The 23,979-nt window shown below is 58.1% G+C and carries 22 protein-coding genes; 6 read left to right on the forward strand and 16 right to left on the reverse strand.

From position 1 onward, the window contains the following. Positions 1 to 44: 44 nt before the first annotated feature. Both J2X72_RS17230 and J2X72_RS17235 read right to left on the reverse strand, forming a co-directional pair. Positions 45 to 1,628: a DHA2 family efflux MFS transporter permease subunit gene (locus J2X72_RS17230; protein ID WP_310073836.1), complete on the reverse strand. Its 1,584-nt coding sequence runs from the start codon at positions 1,626 to 1,628 to the stop codon at positions 45 to 47. Positions 1,629 to 1,649: 21 nt separating this feature from the next. Further along, positions 1,650 to 2,831, reverse strand: a complete 1,182-nt coding sequence (locus J2X72_RS17235; protein WP_310073839.1) for an HlyD family secretion protein — start codon at positions 2,829 to 2,831, stop codon at positions 1,650 to 1,652. A 133-nt stretch (positions 2,832 to 2,964) separates the two neighbouring features. Between J2X72_RS17235 and J2X72_RS17240 the strand changes: the two genes are divergently transcribed. Next, entirely contained in the window at positions 2,965 to 3,612 is a 648-nt protein-coding gene (locus tag J2X72_RS17240; protein ID WP_210002780.1) for a TetR/AcrR family transcriptional regulator C-terminal domain-containing protein, read from the forward strand. Between the two features lie 21 nt (positions 3,613 to 3,633). On the opposite strand, the gene J2X72_RS17245 is transcribed toward J2X72_RS17240, so the two are convergent. Continuing rightward, positions 3,634 to 4,392: a sulfite exporter TauE/SafE family protein gene (locus J2X72_RS17245; protein WP_310073845.1), complete on the reverse strand. Its 759-nt coding sequence runs from the start codon at positions 4,390 to 4,392 to the stop codon at positions 3,634 to 3,636. A gap of 206 nt (positions 4,393 to 4,598) precedes the next feature. On the opposite strand from J2X72_RS17245, the gene J2X72_RS17250 reads away from it, so the two are divergent. Next, the gene (locus J2X72_RS17250) at positions 4,599 to 5,471 is read left to right on the forward strand and encodes a hypothetical protein (protein WP_310073850.1); all 873 of its coding nucleotides are present in this window, start codon (positions 4,599 to 4,601) and stop codon (positions 5,469 to 5,471) included. A gap of 63 nt (positions 5,472 to 5,534) precedes the next feature. On the opposite strand, the gene J2X72_RS17255 is transcribed toward J2X72_RS17250, so the two are convergent. The 5 genes from J2X72_RS17255 to J2X72_RS17275 are packed head-to-tail and all read right to left on the reverse strand — an operon-like array spanning position 5,535 to position 10,305. Beyond that, positions 5,535 to 6,719, reverse strand: coding sequence for a M20 aminoacylase family protein (locus J2X72_RS17255; RefSeq protein WP_310073853.1), 1,185 nt, complete (start codon positions 6,717 to 6,719; stop codon positions 5,535 to 5,537). A 34-nt stretch (positions 6,720 to 6,753) separates the two neighbouring features. Next, on the reverse strand, positions 6,754 to 7,527 hold the full coding sequence (locus J2X72_RS17260) for an amino acid ABC transporter ATP-binding protein (protein WP_310073856.1): 774 nt from the start codon (positions 7,525 to 7,527) through the stop codon (positions 6,754 to 6,756). Next, entirely contained in the window at positions 7,514 to 8,428 is a 915-nt protein-coding gene (locus tag J2X72_RS17265; protein ID WP_310073858.1) for an amino acid ABC transporter permease, read from the reverse strand. The genes J2X72_RS17260 and J2X72_RS17265 overlap by 14 nt, the downstream gene beginning before the upstream one ends. A 6-nt stretch (positions 8,429 to 8,434) precedes the next feature. Then, positions 8,435 to 9,277: an ABC transporter substrate-binding protein gene (locus J2X72_RS17270; RefSeq protein ID WP_405044737.1), complete on the reverse strand. Its 843-nt coding sequence runs from the start codon at positions 9,275 to 9,277 to the stop codon at positions 8,435 to 8,437. A 53-nt stretch (positions 9,278 to 9,330) separates the two neighbouring features. After that, the gene (locus tag J2X72_RS17275) at positions 9,331 to 10,305 is read right to left on the reverse strand and encodes a nitrate ABC transporter substrate-binding protein (RefSeq protein WP_310073860.1); all 975 of its coding nucleotides are present in this window, start codon (positions 10,303 to 10,305) and stop codon (positions 9,331 to 9,333) included. A 98-nt stretch (positions 10,306 to 10,403) separates the two neighbouring features. Here J2X72_RS17275 and J2X72_RS17280 point away from each other — a divergent pair, with 98 nt between their 5' ends. Continuing rightward, positions 10,404 to 11,738, forward strand: a complete 1,335-nt coding sequence (locus J2X72_RS17280; protein ID WP_310074220.1) for a PLP-dependent aminotransferase family protein — start codon at positions 10,404 to 10,406, stop codon at positions 11,736 to 11,738. 84 nt (positions 11,739 to 11,822) lie between these two features. Here J2X72_RS17280 and J2X72_RS17285 read toward each other — a convergent pair whose 3' ends face one another. From J2X72_RS17285 to J2X72_RS17305, 5 genes are read right to left on the reverse strand one after another with little or no spacing between them, the layout of a single operon-like run. Next, positions 11,823 to 12,938, reverse strand: coding sequence for a porin (locus tag J2X72_RS17285; RefSeq protein ID WP_310073861.1), 1,116 nt, complete (start codon positions 12,936 to 12,938; stop codon positions 11,823 to 11,825). Beyond that, entirely contained in the window at positions 12,935 to 13,195 is a 261-nt protein-coding gene (locus J2X72_RS17290; RefSeq protein WP_310073863.1) for a hypothetical protein, read from the reverse strand. Before J2X72_RS17290 ends, J2X72_RS17285 begins: the two co-directional genes overlap by 4 nt. A gap of 1 nt (position 13,196) precedes the next feature. Next, positions 13,197 to 14,432 carry an aminomethyltransferase family protein gene (locus J2X72_RS17295; protein WP_310073864.1) on the reverse strand — a complete coding sequence of 412 codons (1,236 nt, stop codon included), beginning with the start codon at positions 14,430 to 14,432 and terminating at the stop codon, positions 13,197 to 13,199. A gap of 4 nt (positions 14,433 to 14,436) precedes the next feature. Then, positions 14,437 to 16,002: an NAD(P)/FAD-dependent oxidoreductase gene (locus J2X72_RS17300; protein WP_310073867.1), complete on the reverse strand. Its 1,566-nt coding sequence runs from the start codon at positions 16,000 to 16,002 to the stop codon at positions 14,437 to 14,439. Continuing rightward, a complete protein-coding gene (locus J2X72_RS17305) occupies positions 15,989 to 17,608 on the reverse strand; it encodes an NAD(P)/FAD-dependent oxidoreductase (RefSeq protein ID WP_310073869.1) in 1,620 nt (539 codons plus the stop codon). The genes J2X72_RS17300 and J2X72_RS17305 overlap by 14 nt, the downstream gene beginning before the upstream one ends. Positions 17,609 to 17,887: 279 nt before the next feature. Here J2X72_RS17305 and J2X72_RS17310 point away from each other — a divergent pair, with 279 nt between their 5' ends. The 3 genes from J2X72_RS17310 to J2X72_RS17320 are packed head-to-tail and all read left to right on the forward strand — an operon-like array spanning position 17,888 to position 20,974. Continuing rightward, complete coding sequence (locus J2X72_RS17310) at positions 17,888 to 18,559, forward strand: TetR family transcriptional regulator C-terminal domain-containing protein (RefSeq protein WP_210002806.1); 672 nt, start codon at positions 17,888 to 17,890, stop codon at positions 18,557 to 18,559. 25 nt (positions 18,560 to 18,584) lie between these two features. Next, positions 18,585 to 19,667, forward strand: a complete 1,083-nt coding sequence (locus J2X72_RS17315; protein ID WP_210002808.1) for an extracellular solute-binding protein — start codon at positions 18,585 to 18,587, stop codon at positions 19,665 to 19,667. Next, entirely contained in the window at positions 19,664 to 20,974 is a 1,311-nt protein-coding gene (locus tag J2X72_RS17320) for a flavin monoamine oxidase family protein (RefSeq protein WP_310073871.1), read from the forward strand. Before J2X72_RS17315 ends, J2X72_RS17320 begins: the two co-directional genes overlap by 4 nt. Here J2X72_RS17320 and J2X72_RS17325 read toward each other — a convergent pair. The 3 genes from J2X72_RS17325 to J2X72_RS17335 are packed head-to-tail and all read right to left on the reverse strand — an operon-like array spanning position 20,938 to position 23,754. Next, positions 20,938 to 22,011, reverse strand: a complete 1,074-nt coding sequence (locus J2X72_RS17325; RefSeq protein ID WP_310074223.1) for an ABC transporter ATP-binding protein — start codon at positions 22,009 to 22,011, stop codon at positions 20,938 to 20,940. The two genes, J2X72_RS17320 and J2X72_RS17325, sit on opposite strands and share 37 nt — an antisense overlap. 7 nt (positions 22,012 to 22,018) lie before the next feature. Beyond that, the gene (locus J2X72_RS17330; protein WP_310073873.1) at positions 22,019 to 22,840 is read right to left on the reverse strand and encodes an ABC transporter permease; all 822 of its coding nucleotides are present in this window, start codon (positions 22,838 to 22,840) and stop codon (positions 22,019 to 22,021) included. Then, positions 22,837 to 23,754 (reverse strand): ABC transporter permease, encoded by a 918-nt coding sequence (locus J2X72_RS17335; protein ID WP_210002813.1) that lies wholly within the window; start codon positions 23,752 to 23,754, stop codon positions 22,837 to 22,839. Before J2X72_RS17335 ends, J2X72_RS17330 begins: the two co-directional genes overlap by 4 nt. Between the last annotated feature and the right edge of the window lie 225 nt (positions 23,755 to 23,979).

Consider the following 23,979-nt stretch of genomic DNA (forward strand, 5'->3'; position numbering starts at 1 on the left):
TCGCCGCCTGTGTGATGGCTCTGAAGCCGTTCCGGCCGCTATCCCTAGTGAGCGCCGGCCCCTCCTGCGGCTTTGGGTTTTTCGGCGAACAACAGGGCGATTGCTGCGATGGCAAGGAGAACGCCTATAACCGCAAAGGTATCGCCGAATCCAAGGATAAGTGCCTGGCGTTTGACGAGCCGGCCAAGCGCGACGACGGCCTGCTGGGCAGCGAGGGCGTGATCGGAAACGCCGTGGGCGATGAAATAACCGGTCAGTTGATCGAGGCGCTGGTGAACCTCATCACGCGCCAGCGTGACGGATTGGCCGATGATGTTCGAATGGAACTGTTCGCGCTTGGTCAGAACTGTTCCAAGCGTTGCCGTGCCGACCGCACCGCCGAGATTGCGCAGCATATTGGTCAAACCCGATGCGGCAGCGGCATCGGCGGCGGCGATGCCGGCCGTCGTAATGGCGGTGATCGGCGTCAATACGAGCGCTTGTCCGATCGCACGAACAATGTTCGGGATCCAGAACTGATCACCGGCATTGTCGGGTGAAAGCATGACGTTCATGAAACAGCTTGCGGCAAAGATGCTGATGCCGAGGAAGCCGATGTAACGGGCGTCAAAACGCTTCATCAGCATCGGGACCAGCGGGATCAGGAGCAATTGTGGCAGGCCGGTCCATGCCAGCACATTGCCGATCTGCTCGGCATTGTAGCGCTGCACCTGCCCCAGATATTGCGGCAAGATATAGACCGTCCCAAACAGCGCAACACCAACGAGGACATTGACCACCACGCCAATGGCGAAGTTCCGCTGCTTCAAGAGGCTGAGCTTGACCAAAGGCTTTTCCACGGTCAGCTCGATCCAGATGAAGGTTGCGAGGAAGACGACGGCGACGGCGCTGAGCTTCAGGATGAAGGGGGAAGAAAACCAATCGTCCTTGTTGCCTTCTTCAAGCACGGTCTGAAGAGCCGAGAGTCCGACTGCCATGGTGAATATGCCGGCCCAGTCGCCCTCTTTGAGAAGATGGAGTTGCATTGGCGTCTTATCCAGCGTTGCGGCGAGTGCGACGGCCATGACGGCGCTTGGGACGGCATTGATGAAGAAGATCGTCTGCCATCCATAGTTCTCGGTAAGGTAGCCACCGATCGTGGGGCCAATGGCCGGCGCGAAGGTGACCGAGAGGGCAAAGAGGGCGAGACCGGCCGGCTGTTGTGATTTTGGCAGCTTCGTCAAGACCATGGTGAAGGCCATGGGGATCAGAACACCACCGGCAAAGCCCTGCAGGCCGCGCATGACAATCATCGAACCGAGGTCGTGGGTGAAGGCACAGGCTATGGAGAACAGCGGGAAAAGGATCGTATTCACCAGTATGTAGCGGCGAAACGAGAACACGCTGCTGAAATAGGCGGTGAGGGGAATAACGACGATTTCACCGATGAGGTACGACGTCGAGATCCAGGCGCCGTTGTCGACCCCGGTGCCGATGCCGCCTTCGATGTCGAGCAGCGATGCATTGGTGATCTGGATGTTCAGGATCGCCATGAACGCGCCGATCATGCCGGCGAGAACGGCAATCCATTCCTTCGTGCTGGCGCGTGGTTGTGGAACCGACGCGGCATTGAACGTGATGGCAGACATAACGGTGCTCCTTCGCGGCCGTCAATGGCTCTGGCGCTGGCTAGCGTCGGCCCTGGTGTCGATGCTTGGTTGGACGGACATACCGGGACGCAAGTCGCCAGCAGACGCGCTATCGGCGTCGAGAATTATCTTGACAGGAATACGCTGGACGACCTTGGTGAAGTTGCCCGTTGCGTTGTCGGGGGGCAGCAGGGCAAATTCCTGGCCGCTCGCGGGGGCAAGGCTGTCGACATGGCCGTGATAGACCCGGTCCGGAAACATATCGACGTCGATATCGACCGGCTGGCCGGCATGCACGTCCGTAAGCTGCGTTTCCTTATAGTTGGCAATTACATAGACCGAGGCGGCCGGCACGACGGTCATCAGTTGCGTCCCTGCCTGAACATACTGGCCGATACGCAGCGTGCGGTTGCCGACGACACCATCAACGGGCGCAACGATCGTCGCATAGTACAGGTTGAGTTCGGCCTGGTGCTGGACGGCGAGATCATGCTCCAGAGCCGCATTTGCCTGTGCCAGCTCTGCCTTCAACAGATCGACCTGCTTTATTGCGGCGTCCAGCGCAGCGTTGTCGCGGACCACGGTCGCCTTTGCCGCCGCGATCTGGGAGGCGGCCTGCTGGGCGTTCTGGATGTTGCCATAACCGCTCGTGGCAAGCGTTGCGTAGCGTTTGTTATTCTGTTCGGCAAAGATCGCATTGGCTTGGTCGACGTCGATCGTAGCCCGCGCCGCAGCGATAATGGATTCCTGGATTGCGAGGGAGGCTTGCTTTGCTTGAATTGTTGCCTCTGCGGCCGCGACATCACCCTTCGCCTGCTCGAGCGCCGTCTTGAAATCCCGGTCGTCTATGCGGGCGAGGGGCTGCCCCGACTTCACCGTTTCATTGTCCTTGACGAGGACTTCGGCGATGTACCCCGAGATTTTTGGCGCGACCGAACTATTGTCCGCCTTTACATAGGCGTCGTCTGTCTCGACGTGAAAACGACCTGTCGTCCAATAATCGTGGCCATAGTAGACGCCCGCCGCAACCAAGATGATCGCGGCTGTACCGAAAAGCAAGCGACGGCCACGCTTCCGGACCGGCCTATCCGGGACCGGCGGCTGGGGCGCCTCCGCGATGCGGACAGGCGAACCTGCTTCGGCTGTTGGGGCGATCTCAGCGGGTTGAACGACGTTGTTGTTTAAGGCTTGCAGCTTGCTCATTGTGGTCTCCGAATTTCCGGGTCGCCGTCACTTGGGCTGCGGCCTCCAATTGATAAATGCTATTTACGAAACTTGACGTTTTCCAAAATACGCCGTATAAATGAACTGTCAATAATTATTTTGGAAAATAGATATGGTCGTAATTCACAAGATCGAGAAGCGCCCGCGGGGCCGGCCACAAGTTCGTTGCGACGACGATACGAGAAGCCTTATTGTCGAAGCTGCCAACGCACAGTTTCATCAAAGCGGTTATGCTGCGGCGAGCATCAGCGCCATTGCACAGAATGCCGGCGTTTCGACCAAAACCCTGTATCGGCTGTTTCCCACCAAGGCAGATCTGTTTGCCTGCATGATATCCGCTCGAATTGGCCGTTTTTTGCTGGCAGTCGATCCAGCGGGGCATGTCAATGATGACTTGGAGGCCGGCCTTGAACACGTGCTGACAGCCTACGGCATGCTGACGCTCTCCGACGACACGATTGGGATCACGCGCCTCGTCATTGGCGAATCCGATCGTTTCCCGGAACTAGCGGCATCCTTCTACGAACGAGCAATAGTAAGGACCAATGCGTTGATGGAAGCGTGGCTTCGCGAACAGGTCGAGCATGGACGCATCAAGCTAGACGATCCGCATGCCGCAAGCGGCATGTTGCGGGGAATGATGGCCATGGAACCGCAGCGTGCAGCCATGCTGCGCCAAATGCCAGCGCCGAAGGCCGAAGAGATTGTAGCTCGAGCGAAAATGTGCGCCAGTTTGTTTCTAAAGGGATGTGCAATTTAGTGGGCTTTTCTTCTCGCATGATCACGGAAAAAATCCGGAAACGCCATCCCACAACAGTTTCAACGCCGTCAAGACCAGCAATCCATAGCAGGCGCGATAGATCTGGCGTTGGTCGAGCCTTCCGTGAAGCCGCCAACCAAGCCAGACGCCGCTGGGAATGGCAAGAAGGCAAATAGCCATCAAGGTCCAGACATTGGAGGTAGGCTTCACCAACAGCAGCCACGGCACCGCCTTGGTCGCGTTACCGACGGTGAAAAACATGCTCGTCGTTCCAGCGTAGATTTCCTTGCTGAGGCCGAGGGGCAACAAGTATATCGCGAGCGGTGGCCCACCGGAATGCGCCACCATCGTGGTTACGCCCGAGGTAAGACCCGCAACGATCGCCTTCGGGGTCGAACGCGGTTGAACCGTCACCTCTGCGCCTCTCAGAAACCAAAATCCGACAAAGACCAGAGTAACGACCGCCATCACAATCGCGATGGCCCGGTGGTCGAGGAAGCGGAAAAGCCCATAGCCGAGCCCGATGCCGATCACCAGTCCCGGCAGGAGGAGCACAAGGTCCGGCCTCGACCAGGTCGAGGGCTTCCAGTAGCGCAGGGCGACCAGATCCATCGCGATGAACAGCGGCGCGAGCAGACCGCCGGCGGTGACCGGATCCATGACAATTGACAGAAGCGGAATGCCGACGATGGCAAAACCGCCGCCAAACGCCCCTCTCATGAAGCTGATCAGGAATACGCCGGCAAAGGCGACAAGAATCGTGCCGATCGTCAGTTCCATACAGTTGCCTCCTTAGCTGCCGCGCGATCTATACACGATTGGGATCCACATCCGCCCCCGGCGCAGCGAGGTCGGTGAAGAACCGTAGTGACGTTTTGCGCTCCGGAATTTGATGACAACCGGAACAAATGCTGTTTCACAAGGTTAATTCAATTGCGAAAGCACCGCCATCAACGAGGCCTTGGGACGGTTCAACGGGAGGCAGCATGCGCATTAACCGCCGCCAATTTGCGGCACTTATGGTTGTGCTCTCCTTGCCGGAGATATCAGGAGCGGCAAATGGGAAGAGCGGCCTATTCTGGCGCGCCAAATTCCCGTCGCAAGAGATTGTCCTGTTCGGCTACGTCCGCGTCCGCTCCGATTTCTTCCCGGATATCGTGGCCGAGGGAAAACGTCTGATAGACCAATCCAAATTGATTCTGATCGATATGAACCCCGGCCTGACCCTGTCCACCACAAAGTTCAAGAATAGCGATCTTAGACCCGTCTTCCCTCGCCTGCCGCAGCCCTATCAGGAAGAGCTCAAGGCAATCCTTTCAACGTCGCAAGCGAGGAATGCGACCGAGAGCCTTTCCGGTTTCGAAGTGGGCTTGCTTCTTATTGGTGAGGGACAGCATTCCTTCACTGCCGACGCGCCGAGTATCGGCCTCGAGCTCGCGAACTACGGCGTTTCCATCGGGCGTTCTGTCAAGACGCTCGCCTCCGACAGCGAGATGCGGTCGATGCAAAAGCCGCCGACTTTGGAGATGATCAATTCCGTTGGCCCAGACTCGATCGCCTATCTCCTTGACCTGCGCCGTCGTATCGGGCCCATCGGTGAATACCTCGATGAACTTTACAAGGCGGGCAAGAGCGCAGAGATCGCCAGCCTTGGCGAGGAAATCACCGCCAAGGGAATTTTTACGCCCACCGATTTCATGGATGCCGATCGCCTGCGCGCGCTTTTCGTCGAGCGTATCGCAAACATGCCAGCCGGCACCAATGCCTTTGCCATGCTGCCGATCGGGTTGCTGAGCGGCTCATATAGTATCCTTCCAGAACTCCGGACGCGCGGTGCCGAGGTGACGGCAGTCGAGTAGACTTGTCTGCTCCTTCAGACGCAGCTTCGGCTGCCGGGTTGCAGGTCTGGAATTTGGCGGGACCTACAACGACAAAAATCGCTCGGTGAGCCGGGCCCACATGGCGGCACCGGTGGTCAGGCTGTCGTCATTGAAGTCGTATTTCGAGCTGTGCAGGATCGGCGAGTTCTCGCCATTGCCCAGACGCAGGAAGCAGCCCGGCTTGTGTTCCAGGAAATAGGCGAAATCCTCGCTGCCCGGAATCATGGGGCACACTCCGACTTTGGTATCGCCCACCAGTTCCTTGACGACGTCAATCGCGAAGGCCGTCTCCTTCTCCGCGTTGATGACGACTGGATACCCGCGCTCATAGTCGATCGAAACGCTGGCCCCGTGCGCTTCGGCAATCGATGTTGCGATGCCACGCACGCGCCGCTCAAGCATGTCACGCACCTCCGGCGAGAAGGAGCGAATGCTTGCCACGATCTCGGCCGTTTCGGGGATCACGTTTGACGCGGTGCCGCCATGGATGGTTCCGACCGTCACGACCGCGGTCTCGATAGGATTTACGTTACGGGATACGACCGTCTGCAGCGCCATGACCAGATTGGCCGCAACGACGATTGGGTCGACTGTAAGATGCGGGCGCGAAGCATGGCCGCCCTTTCCGACAATGGTGATCGTCGCGGTGTCAGAGGCCGCCATCAATGGGCCCGGCCGCGTCAGGAAGGTGCCGGCGGGCGCGCCGGGATGATTATGCAATCCGAAGATCGCGTCGCAGGGGAATCGGTCGAAAAGCCCGTCTTCGATCATTTTCTGGGCGCCGCTGCCCTTTCCGGCTTCCTCGGCAGGTTGGAAGATCAGATTAACGGTGCCGTTGAAATGGCGGGTACGCGCCAGATATTCTGCTGCGCCGAGCAACATTGTCGTGTGGCCGTCATGGCCGCATGCATGCATCTTGCCGGCGGATGTGCTGGCATAGGGCAGGCCGGTTGCTTCCAGGATAGGCAGGGCATCCATGTCGGCGCGAATGGCGATGCTGCGTCCGCCTGCACCCTGCCGAAGCCGACCGACCACGCCGAGGCCACCGACATTACGGGTCACTTCGTAACCCCAGCGTTCCAGGCGATCGGCGACGTAGGCGGCCGTTTCGTGCTCCTCGAACGAGAGTTCCGGGTGTGCGTGGAGATGCCTGCGCGTCTCGATGAGCTCGGCGGTCCGGTCGTCGAAATCCGCGATGCGAGCGAACTCGTTTGAAGTTTGTGGCATGAGACTGTCTTCCATGTTTGGTCCCGCTCCCCGGTCAGATGAAGCGGCTGAGGAAACTTCTGGTGCGGGGATGGGATGGATTTGTAAGGACCTCGGCCGGCGGACCCTGTTCGACGACGACACCTCCGTCCATGAACACGACGCGGTCCGCCGCTTCCTTTGCGAAACCTATTTCATGGGTGACCACGATCATGGTCAAACCTTCCTTGGCAAGGTCGCGCATGGTGGCCAGCACCTCGCCCACCAATTCCGGATCGAGGGCTGATGTTGGCTCGTCGAACAGCATCAGCCTGGGCCGGATCGCCAACGCGCGGGCGATCGCCACGCGCTGCTGCTGCCCGCCGGACAATTGGCGCGGATAGGCGTCCATCTTTTCCGCCAGCCCGACACGGTTGAGAAGTTCCTTGGCATAGCGGATGGCCTCATTCCGGTTCTGGCCATGGACGCCTATCGGTGCTTCGATAACGTTCTGCAGCGCCGTCATGTGCGGGTAGAGATTGAACTGCTGAAACACCATGCCAATCTTGCTGCGCTGCACGGCGATGTCGCGATTGGAAAGCTTGATCAACCGGTCGTCCCTCAGTCGATAGCCAATCTGTTCTCCATCGACTTCGATGAAGCCCTGGTCGATCGCCTCGAGGTGGTTGATGCAGCGCAGGAAGGTGGATTTTCCCGAACCTGACGGACCAAGGATCACAACCACTTCTCCGGGCGCGACGTCGAGATCGATGCCCTTGAGGACCTCCAGCGGGCCGAACGCCTTGTGAACATTGCGGGCCCGCACGAGGCTCGTTTCAGACATGCTCATGGGCCGCTCCTACCATAGGCGTGGCGTTTTCTTTTGTCCTGTCCGCGGGCGTCGAGCCACGATCGCCACGATTGTAATAACGCTCGATGGCGCCCTGGCCGATGTTGAGGATCGACGTGATGAACAAATACCAGAGCACGGCGACCAGCAGCATAGGGATGATCTCGAATGTCCGGTTGTAGATCGACTGAACCGAGTAGAGGAGATCGGCCATTGCTATGACGCTGACGAGCGAGGTCGCCTTGATCATACTGATCAGCTGGTTGCCGGTCGGCGGCACGATGGACTTCATCGCCTGCGGAATGATAATACGCCACAAGGCGCGCGCCCGGTTCATGCCGAAGGCCTCCGCCGTCTCGGCCTGACCCTTGTCCACCGACAGCAGACCCCCGCGGATGATCTCCGCCATATAAGCCGCCTCGTTCAGGGCCAGCCCGACAATGGCTGCGGTCAACGGTGTGATGAGGTCGTTCGTGTCCCAGCTCGCGATTCCGATGGAAATGCGTGGAAAGAGCGTCGACATGTTGTACCAGAAAATAAGCTGCACGAGCAGTGGTGTTCCGCGAAAGAACCAGATGAACAGGCTGGCCAGCGACGACGCCAGCCTGTCGTTCGACATGCGCGCGATAGCGAGGACGAGTCCGAGAACCACGCCGATGATCATTGCGACGACCGTCAGGCCGAGTGTGACCCACAGACCCTGCATGACCGTCGGGTCGAAGAGATACTGGGCTACGACCGGCCAGCCGAAATTCGGATTGATCGCTACGATATAGGCGAATCCGAAAGCAACTGACAGAGTGAATATCCAAAGGGCCAGGCGTGTGACGGGGAACGGCACGTGCGCGAGTTTGACGTCGCGCAGCCTATCGTCGGATTGGGTCGATGCAGAACCGGACATGGCCCTCTACTTCCCCTGGTTGATGCCGGGAGTGTCGATCAAATTTCTCTCGAGGCCCCACTTCTTCATGATCTGGGCATAGGTGCCGTTCTTGATCAGGATCTTGAACGAGTCGAGGAGCACGCCGCCCAGAGGTGAGTCTTTTTTCACCACGGCGCCCTGATAGATGTCCTTGAATCCGTTGGCCTGGCCTACGGCGGCCAGCTCGAGCTGGCCGTTGGCCTGCTGAACGAAATAGGTCAAGGGAGCCTGTGAAGAGAAGAACCCGTCGGAGCGTTTCGACCGAACGGCCAGGATCGAGCTCGGCTGGTCGGTGAATGACTGGACCTCAACGGCGGGATTGCCCGCCGCCACGCATTTTTCGGATTGTTCCTTGATGACCTTTTCCGCTGAGCCGCCGGCCATCACGGCGATGCGCTTTCCGCAAGACGCATCGAGCGACGTGATGCCCTTCGGATTGCCCTTCTCCACGGCAAAGACGACATATTCGCGCGCCCAGTCGATGAAGTCATTGGCCTTCTGGCGGTCGGGATAGTCGCCCACCGGTCCCATGGCGAACTGGTAGCGGCCGGAATTGATGCCGCTGAGCAGGGCCGGAAGGCCGGCCACGGAGGCATGCTCGATGGTGATCCCGAGCAATTCGCCTATGGCGATCGAGATATCGTTGGTCGCGCCGGTAAGTTCAGTTCCCGTGACGATTTCATAGGGAGGGAAGGAGCCGTTATTGACGGCGACCATCTTGCCCGCATCGCGGATGTCCTGTGGCAGGCGCGCGCGCAACTCTTCATTTTGAGTTTGTTTCTGAATGTCCTGAGCCCATGCAGCGGTTGCGGCCAGAGCCGCCACCAGTGAGGTGAGAATGCGGATCGATTTCTTCACGGTACACTCCTCTGTGAATTGTTTCAGGCGACGCCTGCGCGGCGCGTAGCTTCGAACGGAAAAAGCGAATGAGGCGTGAGCTCGGACTGCAGGATGCCCTGTTCACGCAATTCGGTAACGAAATCCTCGATCATCCTGAAATTCGCGTCCAGACCGCTTTCGTTCCACGTCGGCGGCAAGTCCCGCGCCGAGCGCAGCAGTTCGTCGAACATCCACGGCGTCGTCTCGGCATATTTGCGTCGCTTTGAGGTCCAGAGCCGCTGACTTTCGTCGACAAGGCGGGTTAATTCGTCGACGAGCCATGGATGATCATGAACCAGCTCTGCCTTGACCGCAATTATGTGCATGCCCGGCACATATCCGACTTCATCGAAATAGGCTTTTTCGGCGGCTACAAAATCCGGCAACAACTGGCGAAACCCCGCTCCGTTCTCGAAATAGCCGTCGGGCATGAAGGGAGTGAAGATCGCATCGAGCTCGCCCTTCGCCAACAGTTCCGTCATGGGACGTTCGCCGGGAGCCGCCTCGATCCTGCCGGGCTGGCCAAAGCCATCGAGCCGATCGACGATGGGGTGGTTGGCCGTCAGGCGACCGGCGAACCAGAAGGCATCTCCGATACCGACGCCTTCCCTGCGCAAGGCAGCCCGCGTCCAGGTATTGCCGGAGTCGCGCCAGCCCGTAACGCCGATCCGCTTCCCGGCAAGATCGGACAACCGCGTCATGGGGCTCGCTTCGGTGGTGATAATGCACCGGTGGCGGAAGCCGCGCATGATGAAGCAAGGAATGCCGACAATGGTTTCCGCGCCTTCGGCCATCGCGGACGTGTAGCGGCTGAAGGAAACTTCCGCGGCGTCATAGTTATCGCTCGAAGCAAGATCGGGGATCAACGTTCCGACGCGGTCCACCTCAAGGTCGATCAGGTCCGACGGGACGTCGCCCAAAATCAGTGGAGTCAGATAGTCCCAATCGCGGGCGGCAATTTTTATGGGAACGCGCATGGATTTCCTCATTCCGGCGGTTTGACTAGACCTCCGTAAATGTTTATGTTCATGCAATCAAATGTTATTATGACATTAAACATTTAAAAGTTCAGATGATGACGGATCAATTCGACGCCCAATGGTTTGCTCATCGTCTCGGCGATCGGACTTCGCGCGGCATCGCGCTTGAAACGGGCGCGATGATCCGCTCGGGATTGCTGCCGGTCGGAACCAAACTGCCGTCCGTGCGCGATCTCGCCTTCACGCTGGGTATAAGTCCGGCGACGGTTTCCATCGCCTGGGCCGATCTGCGCCGCCACAAGATCATTGGCGGAAGAGGCAGGAACGGCGCCTGGGTCATGGGCGACCGATTTGCGCCCCGGCCGACGCGCCTCGTGAACATCGGCAATTACGTGCCGGACACCTTGGAGCTCGCGACGGCGTCACCGGACAGGTCTTTGCTTCCGCCGCTGGAAGCTGCGCTGGCGCATGGAGCGAAGGCCGAAGCGCTCAACAGCTACGAAAGGGTTCGCATCCTGCCCGAGCTGGAAGAGGTGATTCGTCCATCCTGGCCGTATGATCCTGGCGCGTTCCTGGCGACGAATGGAGGGTACAACGCCGTATATACGTTGCTGCATGCCTTGGTGCCTGCGGGTTCGCCGGTTGCAATAGAAGACCCGACGGCAATGCGGCTTCTGGATATTCTGGAGGATCTCGACGTTCCCATCATCCCGGTTGCATGCGACGGGCACGGACCGCTTCCGGACGCGCTCAGGGAAGCGTTGAAAGAAAAACCGGTGGCGTTTCTTTTCCAGCCAAGGGTGCATTCCGTCACCGGCTCCTCCATGACGGCGGAAAGGCTTGAAGCGCTGGGCGACGTGCTCAAGGAATCCGAAACGCTTATCATAGAAGACGATGGTGTCGGCGATATATCGGAGGCGGCCCGGCAGTCACTGGGCCGGCGTTTTCCGGACCGCGTCATTCATATCCTTTCCTATTCGAAAACCCTCGGGCCCGATCTGAGGCTGGCTGTGTTGTCTAGTTCAGCGCGTATCGTCGAACAGATTCAATCCTATCGAAGCTTCAGCGCAGGCTGGACGAGCAGGATTTTGCAGGCTGCAGCATCCTGGCTTCTTCAGGACACCCCGACGGATGAGATCATCCGTCGGGCCAGGACGACATATCGGGAGCGCCGGCAAGCATTTGCCTCGGCATTGCTTAGGTATGATATAGGAATTGATGCTGGAGACGGGTTGAGCGTACTCGTTCCGGTCATGTCGGAGAACTTTGCGCTGATAACCCTGGCGTCCCGCGGTATCGCCGTTCATCCAGGCTCAAAATTCTCCATGAAGCCCATCAATTTCATACGCGTTGCCACCAGTGTCCTTCAATTGCCGGATATCGAAAGGGTCGCCGCCGCGATCGGGGTCGCGGCCGCCGTACCCAGATGAGCATCGGGGACGCTTTGCTTCGTACAAAAACGGCCTGAAAGATCAGGCCGTTTTCATGTCTTCACAATGGATGCCTGCTGGGGTTCAGAAATTCCTCTGGAAGCGGATTGTGCCGCCGAAAGCGTCGTCGTCGCCGCCATTGGCAACGGAGAAGGCTTCGCGAGCGCCATCGAATTTGGTGTAATTGAGCTCCGGTGTGATTACGAAACCGGGGACGAGTTCATATTCGACGTTAAGTGCAAAAGCATAGGTACCTTCGTCTTCCCATGCCGCCTGGCCATTGAGCGTTGCCTTTTCGGCGACCTTCGCGGTGAAACCACCCCACGCAGCCCAATCGCCCTCCCAAGTACCAAACCAGTTGCGGTTGAACTGATCGACATCGCCTGTCGCGGGATCGAAGTCATTGTCATAGCCGGACTGATAGCCGCCCATGATGAAGACCGAGAACTTGTCGTTGATCGTGACGTCCAGCCGGAGCTTGCCGGCAAATTCCTCGACATTTGAATCGTAGCCCACGACGCCGGATACACCGCCCCAATCTTTCTCGAGCTTTGCACCGGCGAGAACGTGAGGCATATAGTCTTCGATAACGTATTGTCCGCCAAGGCCGGTAACATCATCCTGGCCTTGTTCAGCGCCGATCATGGCCGAGAAGCCGTTGCCGCCTGTAAAGGTATAGCTGACCTGATTGCTCTGGCCCGACTGATAATTGATCACATCGTCATTGAGGACGTTGCCGGCGTAGCCGACGAATGATCCGAAAAGTTCATCAGCTGTACCGATGCGGAAGCCGCCGAGTTCGATCCAGGCTTGCGGGAGTGTACCACCGGTGGAGACGCCATTCTCATATTCAAGGCGGGTCTCGGCATAGGAGCGTAATGTGCCGAGTTCGGTTTCGGATCGGGCGTCGAAGCGAACCTCTGCACGGGTGAGTTTATACCAGGTCTCGTTGCCCTTGGCGCCGACATTTGTGCCATCATATGGATTGTCGCCGCCTGCAGCATCGTAACGAACATAGCCGTCGATCTTCAGGCAGGTCTCTGTACCCGGTATGTAGAAGAAGCCGGTACCGTATGCATCGCAAACACGCACATATTCAACGGGTTCCGGTTCGGCGACAACAACTGTATCCGCAGCGTATACGCCGGAGGGCGCAGCGAGAACTGCGATGGAACCCAGTAAAAGGCTTTTGATATTCATCGTTCTTCCCCATGTTGATATTCATTGATCTTTGCCAACCAGTCGCTTCCGATAGAATGCGATCTCAGGATCGCAAGAGGATCCTCCCAATCGAGACGCGAACAGATGCGATAGATCTCCAATGTCTCCGCATTCATTTCCCCCCGCCGATGGAAGTACATGGCAGCGGCATAGCGCGTTCGCCCCGACCATTCCTGTCCCAGCGGCGTATTGACCAAGGCCCACTGTTCTCGCTCATCGTCGCCAGGCACAGACATGTCAGAAATCCGCTGGCGGGTTCGCGGTGCGCCGGTCAAGCTTGATGAAAGGCCTCGGTACAACCTTGGCGCGCTTCATCAGTCTCTGATAACGCAACTCGCGCATGGCATAGATCTCGACCCAAAGATTGCCGGTTATGGTGTCTCCGTAGGGCCGCTCCAGGCTGGCCAGTGCAATATTGCGCTTGGCCATTGGCGACCATATCGCCGCGCTGACAAGACCGACTTCGCGCTTGCCCTGATGGTAGACGATGGCGTGTTCTGCAGGGATATTCCCTTCGATTTCAAGCCCCACAAGGACGTGCCGGAGGCCTCCATTGGCTCGGGCTCGCTGGATGGCACGCCGCCCGTTGAAGTGGGGCTTTTCCATATCGATCATAAATCCGAGGCCAATCTCGTCCGGCATTCGCACGCGATCGGAGCGGATGGCATGCTCGGCGGTCATGAAATCCGAATTGGCCACGATCAACCCGGCTTCGAGCCGCGCCCGGTTGAGTGCGGCATAGCCTATCGCGCGCAAGCCGCGCTGTTGTCCCGCTTGCCACAACCGATCCCAAAGGCCGAGAGCCAGTGCCTGGTCTACGAACAATTCATAGCCGAGATCGCCGGTAAAGCCTGTGCGTGAGATCGTAACGGTACCACCTTCGTGCTCGAATTCGGCCAGATCGAAGACCTTGAGCGTGTCAACATTCCTGAAGCCCGCATCGCGCAGGACCGCAAAGGATGCCGGACCCTGCAGGGCCAAAGCCGCGATAGCCCTGGTCTCCTCGAAGATGCTAACGTCGAACCCGATGCCGCTGTCGAGCAGCCAGGGCAAATGCCGTTCCTGGCTGCACAGGCGAAACCGATTTTTGGTCAGGCGGAAAAGCGTTCCGTCATCGAGCACGCGGCCTTCATCGTCGCACCAGGCCGTATACAGAACTCTGCCGGGGCGCAACTTCCTCACATCGCGAAGGGAAAGCCGGTTGAGAAACGCTTCGGCATCCGGTCCTTCGACCCGGTATTTTACCATGGGCGATATATCGAAGAGTGCCGCCTGGCTGCGAATGGCAAAATATTCGAGCTCTTCGTCCCAAAGCGAGAGGGGAGCCTTGTAGCCTGCCCAATCGTACCATTCCTCGGTTCGCATCAACGCCTCGATGCGCGGCTGAAACGGCGAAGCGATGCGAGGCGTGCGGAAATGGTCCTGGGAGGCGGCTCTCGCCATCAGCAGCTTTTTTGGGTCGCTGTGCTTCATGACGTTATCCTTTCCTCGCTATGATGCGCCGCGCCGCGTTCAATCCCGGGACCCCTGATACACCGCCGCCCGGATGTGAGCCGGAACTTGCAAGATAAAGTCCGTCGACAGGCGTGTCATAGCCTTCGGCACCGAAAACGGGACGGGACATCAACATCTGATCAGCCTGCAATTCTCCGTGGTGCCAATGTCCACCTGGCATGCGATAACGCTGTTCAATATCCAGCGGCGTGAGGAGTTCGGCGTGGAGGATCGACTTGCCGATTCCTGGGGCATTTGCCTCCAGCTGTGCAAGAATTGCCTTCAGGAACTTCGGTTTACCCGCGGTCCAACCCTCCCTCAATGCATAGGGAGCATACTGAACGATGGCGGAGAGAGTGCACTTTCGGTCAGGCGCCAGCGACGGGTCGAGCAAGCTTGGCAAGGTTATCTCCATGACGGGCTCGGGCGAGAATTCTCCATATTTGGAGGGATTGAATGCGCGCTCCACGTGATTGACAGAAGGCGCGATGACCAGCCGTCCATTCAGCTCGGGTGCGCCCAAGTCTGAAAATTGCGGAATTCGGTCCAAGGCCAGATGCAGTTTGGCGGCATCGCCATCGACACGGATATTATTGATCCTTCGGACAAATCCTGTATCGATCTCGCGGGTCCCAACAAGATTGAGAAACGTCGTGCGAGGACTAATGGCGGATACAACCGTTTTTGCCCGGATTTCCTCTCCACTCTCCAGCAGGGCACCGACTGCCCGGCCGTTCTCGATGATGATCCTGGCGACGGGAACATTCGAGCGGATGGCCACGCCGGCCTGCTCCGCGGCCAGTTCGATGGCCTTGATCACGGCGCCCGTGCCCCCGACGGGGTGCATCTGCGCGCCGGGCTTGCCACCAATTTCGCCCGCAAGCCGATAGTAAAGTCCAAGGAGGGAGGTCGGGGAGCGCGGCCCTAGATGGCTGCCCAGCGTGGCATCAAAAGCGAGAAGACCTTTCAGCCGGTCATCCTCGAGATGCTCATCCAGCACGTCCGCAACATTCATGAGCAGCATGCGCAGGAAATCGCGCATGTCCTCCTTGCCGAGCCGGCGCAGAGAGATGCCGCTCATGGCCATGGCCGACGTTTCCGCAAAGGACATGCCCCGCAGATCGGGGGGCCTGCGCGCGAGCAGGGGTTTGAGGATGCCGGCGTAGCGGAAGAGTTGACTGCGCAGTCCGTTCCACGCCTCCTGTTCCGGCTTAGACGCGCCCGCGAGACTTTCGCCATACGCGCCGGCAAGGGTCAGCGGCGCCCCTTTGGCTGAAAGCACCGTGGTCGGCATGAAACGAGAGGAGTCCAGTTTAAGGCCGTGCTTGTGCAACTCCAGAGACTTGATCACTTCGGGATGCAACCGGTTGATCAAGTGGGCTACCGAAGACGTCCGAAAACCGGGTGCGAATTCTTCGGTGCGCGCAGCACCGCCGGTTTCACGCTCTGCTTCCAGCACGAGGACTTTTCTGCCGGTTTTCCCGAGGGTAGCGGCGGCCACCAATCCATTGTGGCCGCCCCCAATGACTATCGCATCAAATGACGTCATGGGCGGGACTCATATGTTTCGTGCCACGTGACAGATCACGCAGGATTTCAGCTGCAGCGTTGCGTCCGGGCGCTCCCATAACGCCGCCGCCGGGATGGGTGGAGGAACCACACATGTAAAGGCCGCCAACCGGCGAGCGGTATTGCGCGTAACCGGGTACAGGGCGGTTGAACAGCAACTGATCGAAGGTCAATTCGCCCTGGAAGATATTGCCCTCCGTCAGGCCGACTTCCGCTTCGAGTTCGCGCGGGGTACGCACTTCCATATGTAGGATGCGATCACGAAAACCCGGAGAATAATCGGCGATCTGCGAAATCACCGTCTCGCCGAATGCATCGCGGTCAGCGTCTGTCCACTCCTTGCCTTCTACCTTGGGTGGGCAATATTGGACGAAGCAGCTCATGAAGTGCTTGCCTGGCGGTGCCATTGTCGGATCGAGCGTCGTCGGGATGACCATGTCAAGGAAAGGATCGGCCGACCACCGCCCGGCTTTCCAGTCATCGTATCCGCGCTCCATGCGTTCCACGCTATCGGTGAAGTGCATGTCACCGCGATAAACCGGCGAATCCTTCGGAAGTGCCGGAAACTCCGGCATTGAATCGAGCGCGATATTCACCTTTCCAGATGATCCGCGCATTTTGAAGTTCCTGACGCGCCGCAGGAAAATACCGGGAAGTTCCTTCTCCTCGACGAGTTTGAGGAATGTTCTTTTCACATCGGCGTTCGAAACGACCATCTTGCCGTGTATTTCTTTACCGTCGACGAGTACAACACCCTTGGCGGATCCGTTCCTGACGAGAACATGATCAACTTCGACCCCGGTGCGTATCGTACCGCCGGACGCCTCGAAAGAGGCGGCGAGCGCCTTGGTGACCGCGCCCATGCCGCCACGGGCATAACCCCAAGCACCGACAGATCCGTCAACTTCGCCCATGTAGTGATGAAGCAGTACATAGGCCGTACCGGGTGACATTGGCCCCAGTGCCGTGCCGATGATTCCGGACAGCGCGAAATTCGCCTTGATCACGTCTGTCTCAAAATATTCATCGAGGAAATCCGAAATCGACATCGTCCAGAAGCGCAATGTATCGGCCATCTCGGTAGCGCCGAGACCGGCGAATTTCTTGCCGAGATACATGAGTTCGGAGATATCGCGCGGGCGAAAGCTCGTCGGATCAGCGGCTGTTCGCATGAGCAGCGGCTGTATGAACCGGCACTGTCTCGTCACGTCGCGCGCATATCGATCATAGGCTTCGGCATCGCGCGGCGAGAAACGCGCGAACTCTCGGCGGTGCGCGTGGTGGTCGCGATAGTTGGCCAGGTAGTCGCCGTCCCGGGTGAACACCGCGCCGCCCTCATACGAGATGACCTGCAAACCGAAGCGCGGCAGTTCGAGGTCGCGCATGATTTCTGGTCGGAACAGCGAACAGACATAGGAGCAGTTCGAATAGAGAAACCCGGGGGTGAGAGACCGACTGGTGGCGGCGCCGCCGATCCAGTCGTTCTTCTCCAGCACGAGCACATCAAGCCCGGCCCGCTGCAAGTAGCACGCGTTGACCAATCCATTATGTCCCGCGCCTATGACGATGGCGTCCCAACTTTTCATTCGATATCCGTTCCCACTGTTCTTGCCCCATAATTCACACGAGAAATAACGGCTTGTCCAGCACATATTGAATGAATGTTCAACAAATATGATTGCATTTCGGACGACTTGGGTTATTGTTGAGCCGGATTGCGGACGGTGCGCCCATGACGGAGGCAGAGATGATCCGGGCTTGGAAATGATGCAGGGCAAGCTTGACAATGACGACTTTCACTTCACTCATCGGCGTGAAGATGCCGGGCATGAGTTGCAGACCGGCCAGTTGTAGAAGAGGTCAGCATGAAGGTCACACCGATTAAGGAAAAGGACGGGGAGAAGCGGGGTAGAAAGGCTTCGAAAGAGACGAGGCAGCTGCAGCTGATCGAGGCGACGATCGATTCGCTCGCCAAGCGCGGCTATTCCGAGACCACCATGGCGGATGTGGCCGATGGTGCCGGTCTTTCGCGCGGCATCGTCAATTTCCATTTCGAGAGCAAGGAAAAGCTGCTCATCGCCACGTTGCAGTATATGTCGGAGGAATATTCCGTTCACTGGCGCAACGCGCTGGCAAAGGGCGGCGATGATCCTGCCGGGCAACTTGCCGGCGTTGTGGCTTCCGATTTCGATCGTGCCATCTGCAACAAGAGAAAGCTTGCCGCCTGGTGTGCCTTCTGGGGGGAGGCGAAATCCCGGCCGACCTATCAGGCACTGTGCGGGGCGCGGGACCAAGACTATCAGAACGTGATCATCGACATTTGCAGAAAACTCAAGGTCGACGGCGATTATTCGTTCGATGCCACGGCAACAGCGCTTGGACTAAGCGCGATGCTTGAAGGTCTGTGGCTGCGTCTCATGATGGGCACCGAAGATGTGACGCGCGAATCGGCCCATTTTGCCGCCTGTGACTATCTGGCCTCCGTATTTCCAAAACACTTCTCAAGAGAGGCCTTACGGACAAAGAAAACCGCATAAACGGATAACAACAAGGGGAATGAGCATGAAGAAATCGGGCCGCCATCTTGGCATCATACTCGGAGTAGCCGCCGGGCTTTCGGCCGCGGTCGCGACGATCGCAATCGCCGCAGACAAGGATCTCATCGTCTTTGACTGGGCAGGTTATGAGGAACCCTCGTTCCACCCCGGCTATGTCGCCAAGAATGGTGAGTCTCCGACATTTGCTTTTTTTGGCGACGAGGATGAAGCTTTCGAGAAGGTGCGTTCCGGCTTCAAGTCGGACCTAGGACATCCATGCTCGCAGAGTGTGAAGAAGTGGCGCGAAGCGGGCCTGCTACAACCATTGGATACGACGAAAATCGCCGGTTGGAATGATCTTGCGCCGAACATCATGGCGATGAAGGATCTCGCAACCACAGCGGACGGCAAGGCGTGGTTCATGCCCTGGGATTGGGGGAATACGTCGCTGACCTATAATACTGACAAGGTCGATGCGAAGGACGTACAATCGCTGAAAGCCTTTGCTGATCCGAAGTTCAAGGACCGTGTGTCTATCGGCGACAATGTCGATGATGCTTATGCCCTGGCCAGTCTCGCGATCGGGTTGAAAGACTGGACCCAGATGACTGACGAACAATTCAAGCAGGCGTCGGATTTTCTTCGTGAAGTCCATAAAAACGTCCGGCTCTATTGGACAGATACCACCGAGATCGTGCAGGCGATGGGCGGCGGGGAAGTGGATCTGGCTTGGGCCTGGAACGATGCAGCGACGCAACTCACGCTCGCGGGCACTCCGGCGGCCCGAAAGCCCGACACGGACGAGGGGAATTCAACCTGGGTCTGCGGTTATGTCCGCTTCAAGGATGCGCCCGGGTCCGAAGCGAAGGCCTATGATTTTCTCAATGCGGTCAACGATCCAGCAATCGCGACCTACATGGTGAACGATTGGGGATATGGCATGGCGAACGCCAAGGGCATGGCCTCGGTCGATCCAAAACTCCTGGCCGACAAGGGCTATGGCAACAACGACAAATCCGCCGAGAACACCTTGTTCCAGTCGCCGCTGCCCAATGCCTTGAAAGCGAAGATGATCGCTGAATTCGAGAAGATCAAGGCTGGGTATTGAGCGCCGACATTCCCCCGCGCGTTGTCGTCGTCGGCGCAGGCTTTACGGGCCTGTCGGCGGCGAGCGAACTGCAACGGGCAGGAATCGACTTTGTCCTGCTTGAAGCGCGGGACAGGGTGGGCGGCCGCGTCGAGGCAGAAATGAATAGCTGCGATGATCTCTACGATACCGGAGGTCAGTTCATCTGCGATGACATGCCCGAGATCATGGCCTTGGCACGGGCACACGCCAAGACATTCGTCGAAACGCCGGTTCGGGGTGACAGCGTTGCACAGCCGCCGCCGCACGGCAGGCATGATGCGGAAAAAGTTTCCGCAGGATCGATGGCTCTGCGTCGCCGCCTGCGGAAGCTGGATCCGACCGACCCAGCGCTGTCCGGTTTGACCGTGCGCGCATGGGTCGACCGCCAACAGGCCGACCCCGCCGCAAAAATGCGGTTCCTGTCGTTGATCGAAGGTTTATGGTGCGTCCCGGCAGAGCTGGTTCCACTATGGTATATTGTCGATAACGACCGGCGCATCACCAACAAAGTCTCCGAACTTCAGTATTTCCTCAAGGAAACGATGCATTCGCTGGCAGGGGATATGGCGCGGTCGCTGGGGAAATCGCTGCTATTGAGCGAGCCCGTCGACAGTGTCGCGACGACTGCATCCGGCTTCACGGTCCGCACCGTCTCCGGGGCTTATTCGGCCAGCGAGGTCATCATCGCCGTACCGCCTGTCATGGCGCGCAAGATCATCTTCCATCCCGCCTTGCCAGACGCGACAAATAACGCGCTCGCCTCCTGGAAGAGCGGCACAGTGGTCAAGTTGCTCATACGATATTCCCAACCGTTCTGGCGGAGGACGGGCCTCAGCGGCAGCGTCAGCTGGGTCGATCCCCGCGGGCTCTATGCGTGCGATGCGAGCAAAGATGACCAGCACCCTGCGCTCGTCGTGTTCGTCGGCGGACCGGTTGCTGTCGAATGGTCGAGCCACGGTGAGGAGGCGCTCAAGCAGGAGGTGGTGTCGAGATTGGTGGTGGCTCTTGGGCCGGACGCTGGCGCGCCGCTGGACATCCTCATCCGCAACTGGATCGACGATCCGTGGAGTGGTGGTGGCTATTCGGACATTGTCGAGGTCATGAACGCGACCGAAGCCGAAAATACCCTTCGCCGCGGCTTCGCCGGCATCACTTTTGCCTCGTCGGAACTCTCGCCATCGTTTCCCGGCTATATTGAAGGAGCCATCATTGCCGGCCGCCTGGCGGCCCAGCCTGTCATCGAGCGCCTTCAGTCGGCGAGTGCGACCAACGCGTCGGGGTCATAGGCAAGACGGATCGGAGCACCGACTGGAATGTCGTCGGCGCCGAAATTATTGGTTTCCGTCACAGATAGCGGCTTGTCGAAGCCAGGTATCTCGATCATCAGATGGGTTATCTCGCCGAAGTAATGCCGGTCGACAACCTTGCCGGCCACCTCGTATTTATCGGTCGCATCATCCCATAAGACGCGCAGGCGCTCTGGTCTTATCCCCAGCGTCGCACCCTTACCATTCCTGACAAATGCTGTTGGCTTTTCGGTTTTCACCCGCCCGAAGCCTGGGGTGTCCAATATCATCGAAGCACCGTTTTCCTCGACAATCTCGGCCTTTACGAAGTTCATGCCGCCGAGAAAGTCGGCCACCTGACAGTTCACCGGCCGCTGATAGATTTCTTTCGGCGATGCGACCTGCGCGATCTTCCCGCCGAACATGACCGCGATGCGATCAGACATCGCCAGCGCCTCATATTGATCGTGCGTGACGAGAATGAACGTGATGCCGACAGCCTGTTGCAGCCGCCGCAGTTCAACCTGCATCTGCTCCCGCAGCTTTTTGTCGAGCGCTGAAAGCGGTTCGTCGAGGAGAAGCACTTTGGGGCGCATGACGAGGGCGCGGGCGAGAGCGACACGCTGACGCTGTCCGCCGGACAGTTCGGTCGCGCCGCGCTTCCCAAGTCCGGTCAGCGATACCTGCGACAGGGCTTCCTCGACACGGCGCTTTTCTTCGTTTGGTCCGAGGCGCAACCGTTTCAGCCCGTAGCAGACGTTCTGTTCGACATTGAGGTGCGGAAAGATGGCGTAGCTTTGAAACACCATATTGGTCGGCCGCCGGTTGGCGGGAATACCATCCATGGGCTGGCCATCGACCGAGATGGATCCACTTGTCGGCGTGTCGAAACCGGCAATCATACGGAGCAGTGTTGTCTTGCCGCATCCGGAAGGGCCGAGAAGCGAAAAAAACTCGCCCTCGCGGATCGTGAGCGACGTTTCATCGAGCGCTTTGAAGGCTCCGTAGGTGCGCGTTACGCGCGAAATCTCGATCATAGAGCGTTCAGGCAATCACGCCTCCCATATTCTGGGTGCGATTGCTTGCGCGGCGTCGCACGATTTCTGCGATGGTCAAAAGGATAATCGAACCAGCGAGGAGCAACGTACCGAGCGCGAGCACACCCGGCAGTTTGGCTGCAAACCGCAACTGACCCCAGATGTAGACAGGCAGAGTTGCTTCGGTACCGGTCAGGAAGAATGCCATGATGAATTCATCGAGCGAGATGGTGAAGGAGACAAGCAGGCTCGAAATGATTGCAGGCGAAACCATGGGCAGTGTCACACGCCGGAACGTTCCGAAGGCGCTCTCACCAAGGTCCGAGGAGGCTTCCTCAAGGCTCCTGTCGAACCCTTCGAAACCGGAAGTCAGCACGCTTAGCGAATATGGAATGCAAATGAGAACATGACCGAATACGACTGTGATCAATGACAGGCTAAGGCCGAGCTGCAGCATGACCAGCAGCATCGAGACCGCGACGATGATTTCCGGCAGAACCAGAGGCGCCATGAGCAGACCATTGATGGTGCGCCTGCCGGGAAAGCGGTAGCGTGTGATGGCACGCGCGGCGCATATGCCGAATATGGTGCTCAACAGGGACGCAGAAACGCCGACGAGCAAGCTGTTCCACGCCGCATCTGTCAGGGCCGGGGTGCGGGTCAGGTCACCGTACCATTTGAAGGTGAGACCGCTTAGGGGAAATTTGGGTGTCGCCGATGTGTTGACCGAAAAGATCGGCAGGAAAATCACCGGTAGATAGAGGAAGATGACGTAAAGGAAGGCGTAGGTTTTCAGCCAACCTGGCGTAAGGCTTCGCAAGGTCTTCATCGGATTCGCCTCGCTGCCATGCGGATGACCAAAACGACGGAGGCCGCCATCGCCGTCACCACAGCCATGGTCGTCACGGAGAGGGCTGCGCCAAGTGGCCAGTTTGCACCTTTGCCGAACTGGGCCTGGATCGCATTGGCAATCATCACACCGTCTTTGCCGCCGACCAGACGCGGCGTGACGAAATCGCCGACAGTCGGGATCATCACGATAAGCGTTGCAGAAATGATTCCGGGCGCCGACAGGGGTAGGGTAATTCGCAGGAACCTGCGCAATGGGCCATCGCCGAGATCGGTCGCCGCCTCGACAAGCGAGCGGTCGATTTTTTCCAGCGAGACGAAGATCGGCAGCACAGCAAATGTTGCCCATGCATGCGTCAACGTGATCACGACCGCACTGGTGTTGTAGAGGAAGGCGTCCGACGGACCGTTGGTGATTCCCAGGCCCATCAACGTTGCATTGAGAACGCCGTTATAACCAAGGATGACCTTCCACGACATCACCCGCAGCAGATAGCTTGTCCAGAACGGAATAGTGATCAGGAACAGCCAGAGGCCCTTGTGCTTGCCGCCATGGAACGAGATGAAGAAAGCAATCGGGTACGCAAGAACAACTGTAAAGAAGCTGACCAGGAGGGAAATCCACAGTGATCGCATCAGAAGATCGCGGTAGATGGGATCAGTCAGCGCGACACGGTAATTTTCGAGGGTGAAGGTCCGGTCGATCGTCAGGTAGTTTTGCGTCCAGAAACTGTTCGCAATGACCAGAACAATCGGAATGACCAGGAAGATCACCGCATAAATAAACGTCGGGCTTATCAGCCCGAGACCACGCGCAGCTTCTGATTGCAGAACAGGATTTCTTGGTTTTCGCACAACAGGCAGTGCGGCGATCCCTTCCGCCGGTGCCGTCATTCGAACGGACCACGCGCGTGATATGCTATCAGGTACCGGAGCATATTGTTCCCATTCATTCGATTCACGCAGCACGTTCCCTTTGGTGCCATCTTTCTTGCATCATGCGCCTATCTCCGGATTGAAATCAAGTGTTATTTCTGACATATTGATTGAACGAACATTCAATATAATGAGAGAAATCTCATTGATTTCCGATAATTGAATATAATTTACGCCGGAATT

The sequence above is a fragment of the Phyllobacterium sp. 1468 genome, from assembly GCF_031455525.1.
Lineage (GTDB): Bacteria > Pseudomonadota > Alphaproteobacteria > Rhizobiales > Rhizobiaceae > Phyllobacterium.

Bases quoted from the DNA above. Each gene is read 5' to 3' on its own strand.
- J2X72_RS17230 (WP_310073836.1), bottom strand. From the start codon at position 1,628: ATGTCTGCCATCACGTTCAATGCCGCGTCGGTTCCACAACCACGCGCC.
- J2X72_RS17235 (WP_310073839.1), bottom strand. From the start codon at position 2,831: ATGAGCAAGCTGCAAGCCTTAAACAACAACGTCGTTCAACCCGCTGAG.
- J2X72_RS17240 (WP_210002780.1), top strand. From the start codon at position 2,965: ATGGTCGTAATTCACAAGATCGAGAAGCGCCCGCGGGGCCGGCCACAA.
- J2X72_RS17245 (WP_310073845.1), bottom strand. From the start codon at position 4,392: ATGGAACTGACGATCGGCACGATTCTTGTCGCCTTTGCCGGCGTATTC.
- J2X72_RS17250 (WP_310073850.1), top strand. From the start codon at position 4,599: ATGCGCATTAACCGCCGCCAATTTGCGGCACTTATGGTTGTGCTCTCC.
- J2X72_RS17255 (WP_310073853.1), bottom strand. From the start codon at position 6,719: ATGCCACAAACTTCAAACGAGTTCGCTCGCATCGCGGATTTCGACGAC.
- J2X72_RS17260 (WP_310073856.1), bottom strand. From the start codon at position 7,527: ATGAGCATGTCTGAAACGAGCCTCGTGCGGGCCCGCAATGTTCACAAG.
- J2X72_RS17265 (WP_310073858.1), bottom strand. From the start codon at position 8,428: ATGTCCGGTTCTGCATCGACCCAATCCGACGATAGGCTGCGCGACGTC.
- J2X72_RS17275 (WP_310073860.1), bottom strand. From the start codon at position 10,305: ATGCGCGTTCCCATAAAAATTGCCGCCCGCGATTGGGACTATCTGACT.
- J2X72_RS17280 (WP_310074220.1), top strand. From the start codon at position 10,404: ATGACGGATCAATTCGACGCCCAATGGTTTGCTCATCGTCTCGGCGAT.
- J2X72_RS17285 (WP_310073861.1), bottom strand. From the start codon at position 12,938: ATGAATATCAAAAGCCTTTTACTGGGTTCCATCGCAGTTCTCGCTGCG.
- J2X72_RS17290 (WP_310073863.1), bottom strand. From the start codon at position 13,195: ATGTCTGTGCCTGGCGACGATGAGCGAGAACAGTGGGCCTTGGTCAAT.
- J2X72_RS17295 (WP_310073864.1), bottom strand. From the start codon at position 14,432: ATGAAGCACAGCGACCCAAAAAAGCTGCTGATGGCGAGAGCCGCCTCC.
- J2X72_RS17300 (WP_310073867.1), bottom strand. From the start codon at position 16,002: ATGACGTCATTTGATGCGATAGTCATTGGGGGCGGCCACAATGGATTG.
- J2X72_RS17305 (WP_310073869.1), bottom strand. From the start codon at position 17,608: ATGAAAAGTTGGGACGCCATCGTCATAGGCGCGGGACATAATGGATTG.
- J2X72_RS17310 (WP_210002806.1), top strand. From the start codon at position 17,888: ATGAAGGTCACACCGATTAAGGAAAAGGACGGGGAGAAGCGGGGTAGA.
- J2X72_RS17315 (WP_210002808.1), top strand. From the start codon at position 18,585: ATGAAGAAATCGGGCCGCCATCTTGGCATCATACTCGGAGTAGCCGCC.
- J2X72_RS17325 (WP_310074223.1), bottom strand. From the start codon at position 22,011: ATGATCGAGATTTCGCGCGTAACGCGCACCTACGGAGCCTTCAAAGCG.
- J2X72_RS17330 (WP_310073873.1), bottom strand. From the start codon at position 22,840: ATGAAGACCTTGCGAAGCCTTACGCCAGGTTGGCTGAAAACCTACGCC.
- J2X72_RS17335 (WP_210002813.1), bottom strand. From the start codon at position 23,754: ATGACGGCACCGGCGGAAGGGATCGCCGCACTGCCTGTTGTGCGAAAA.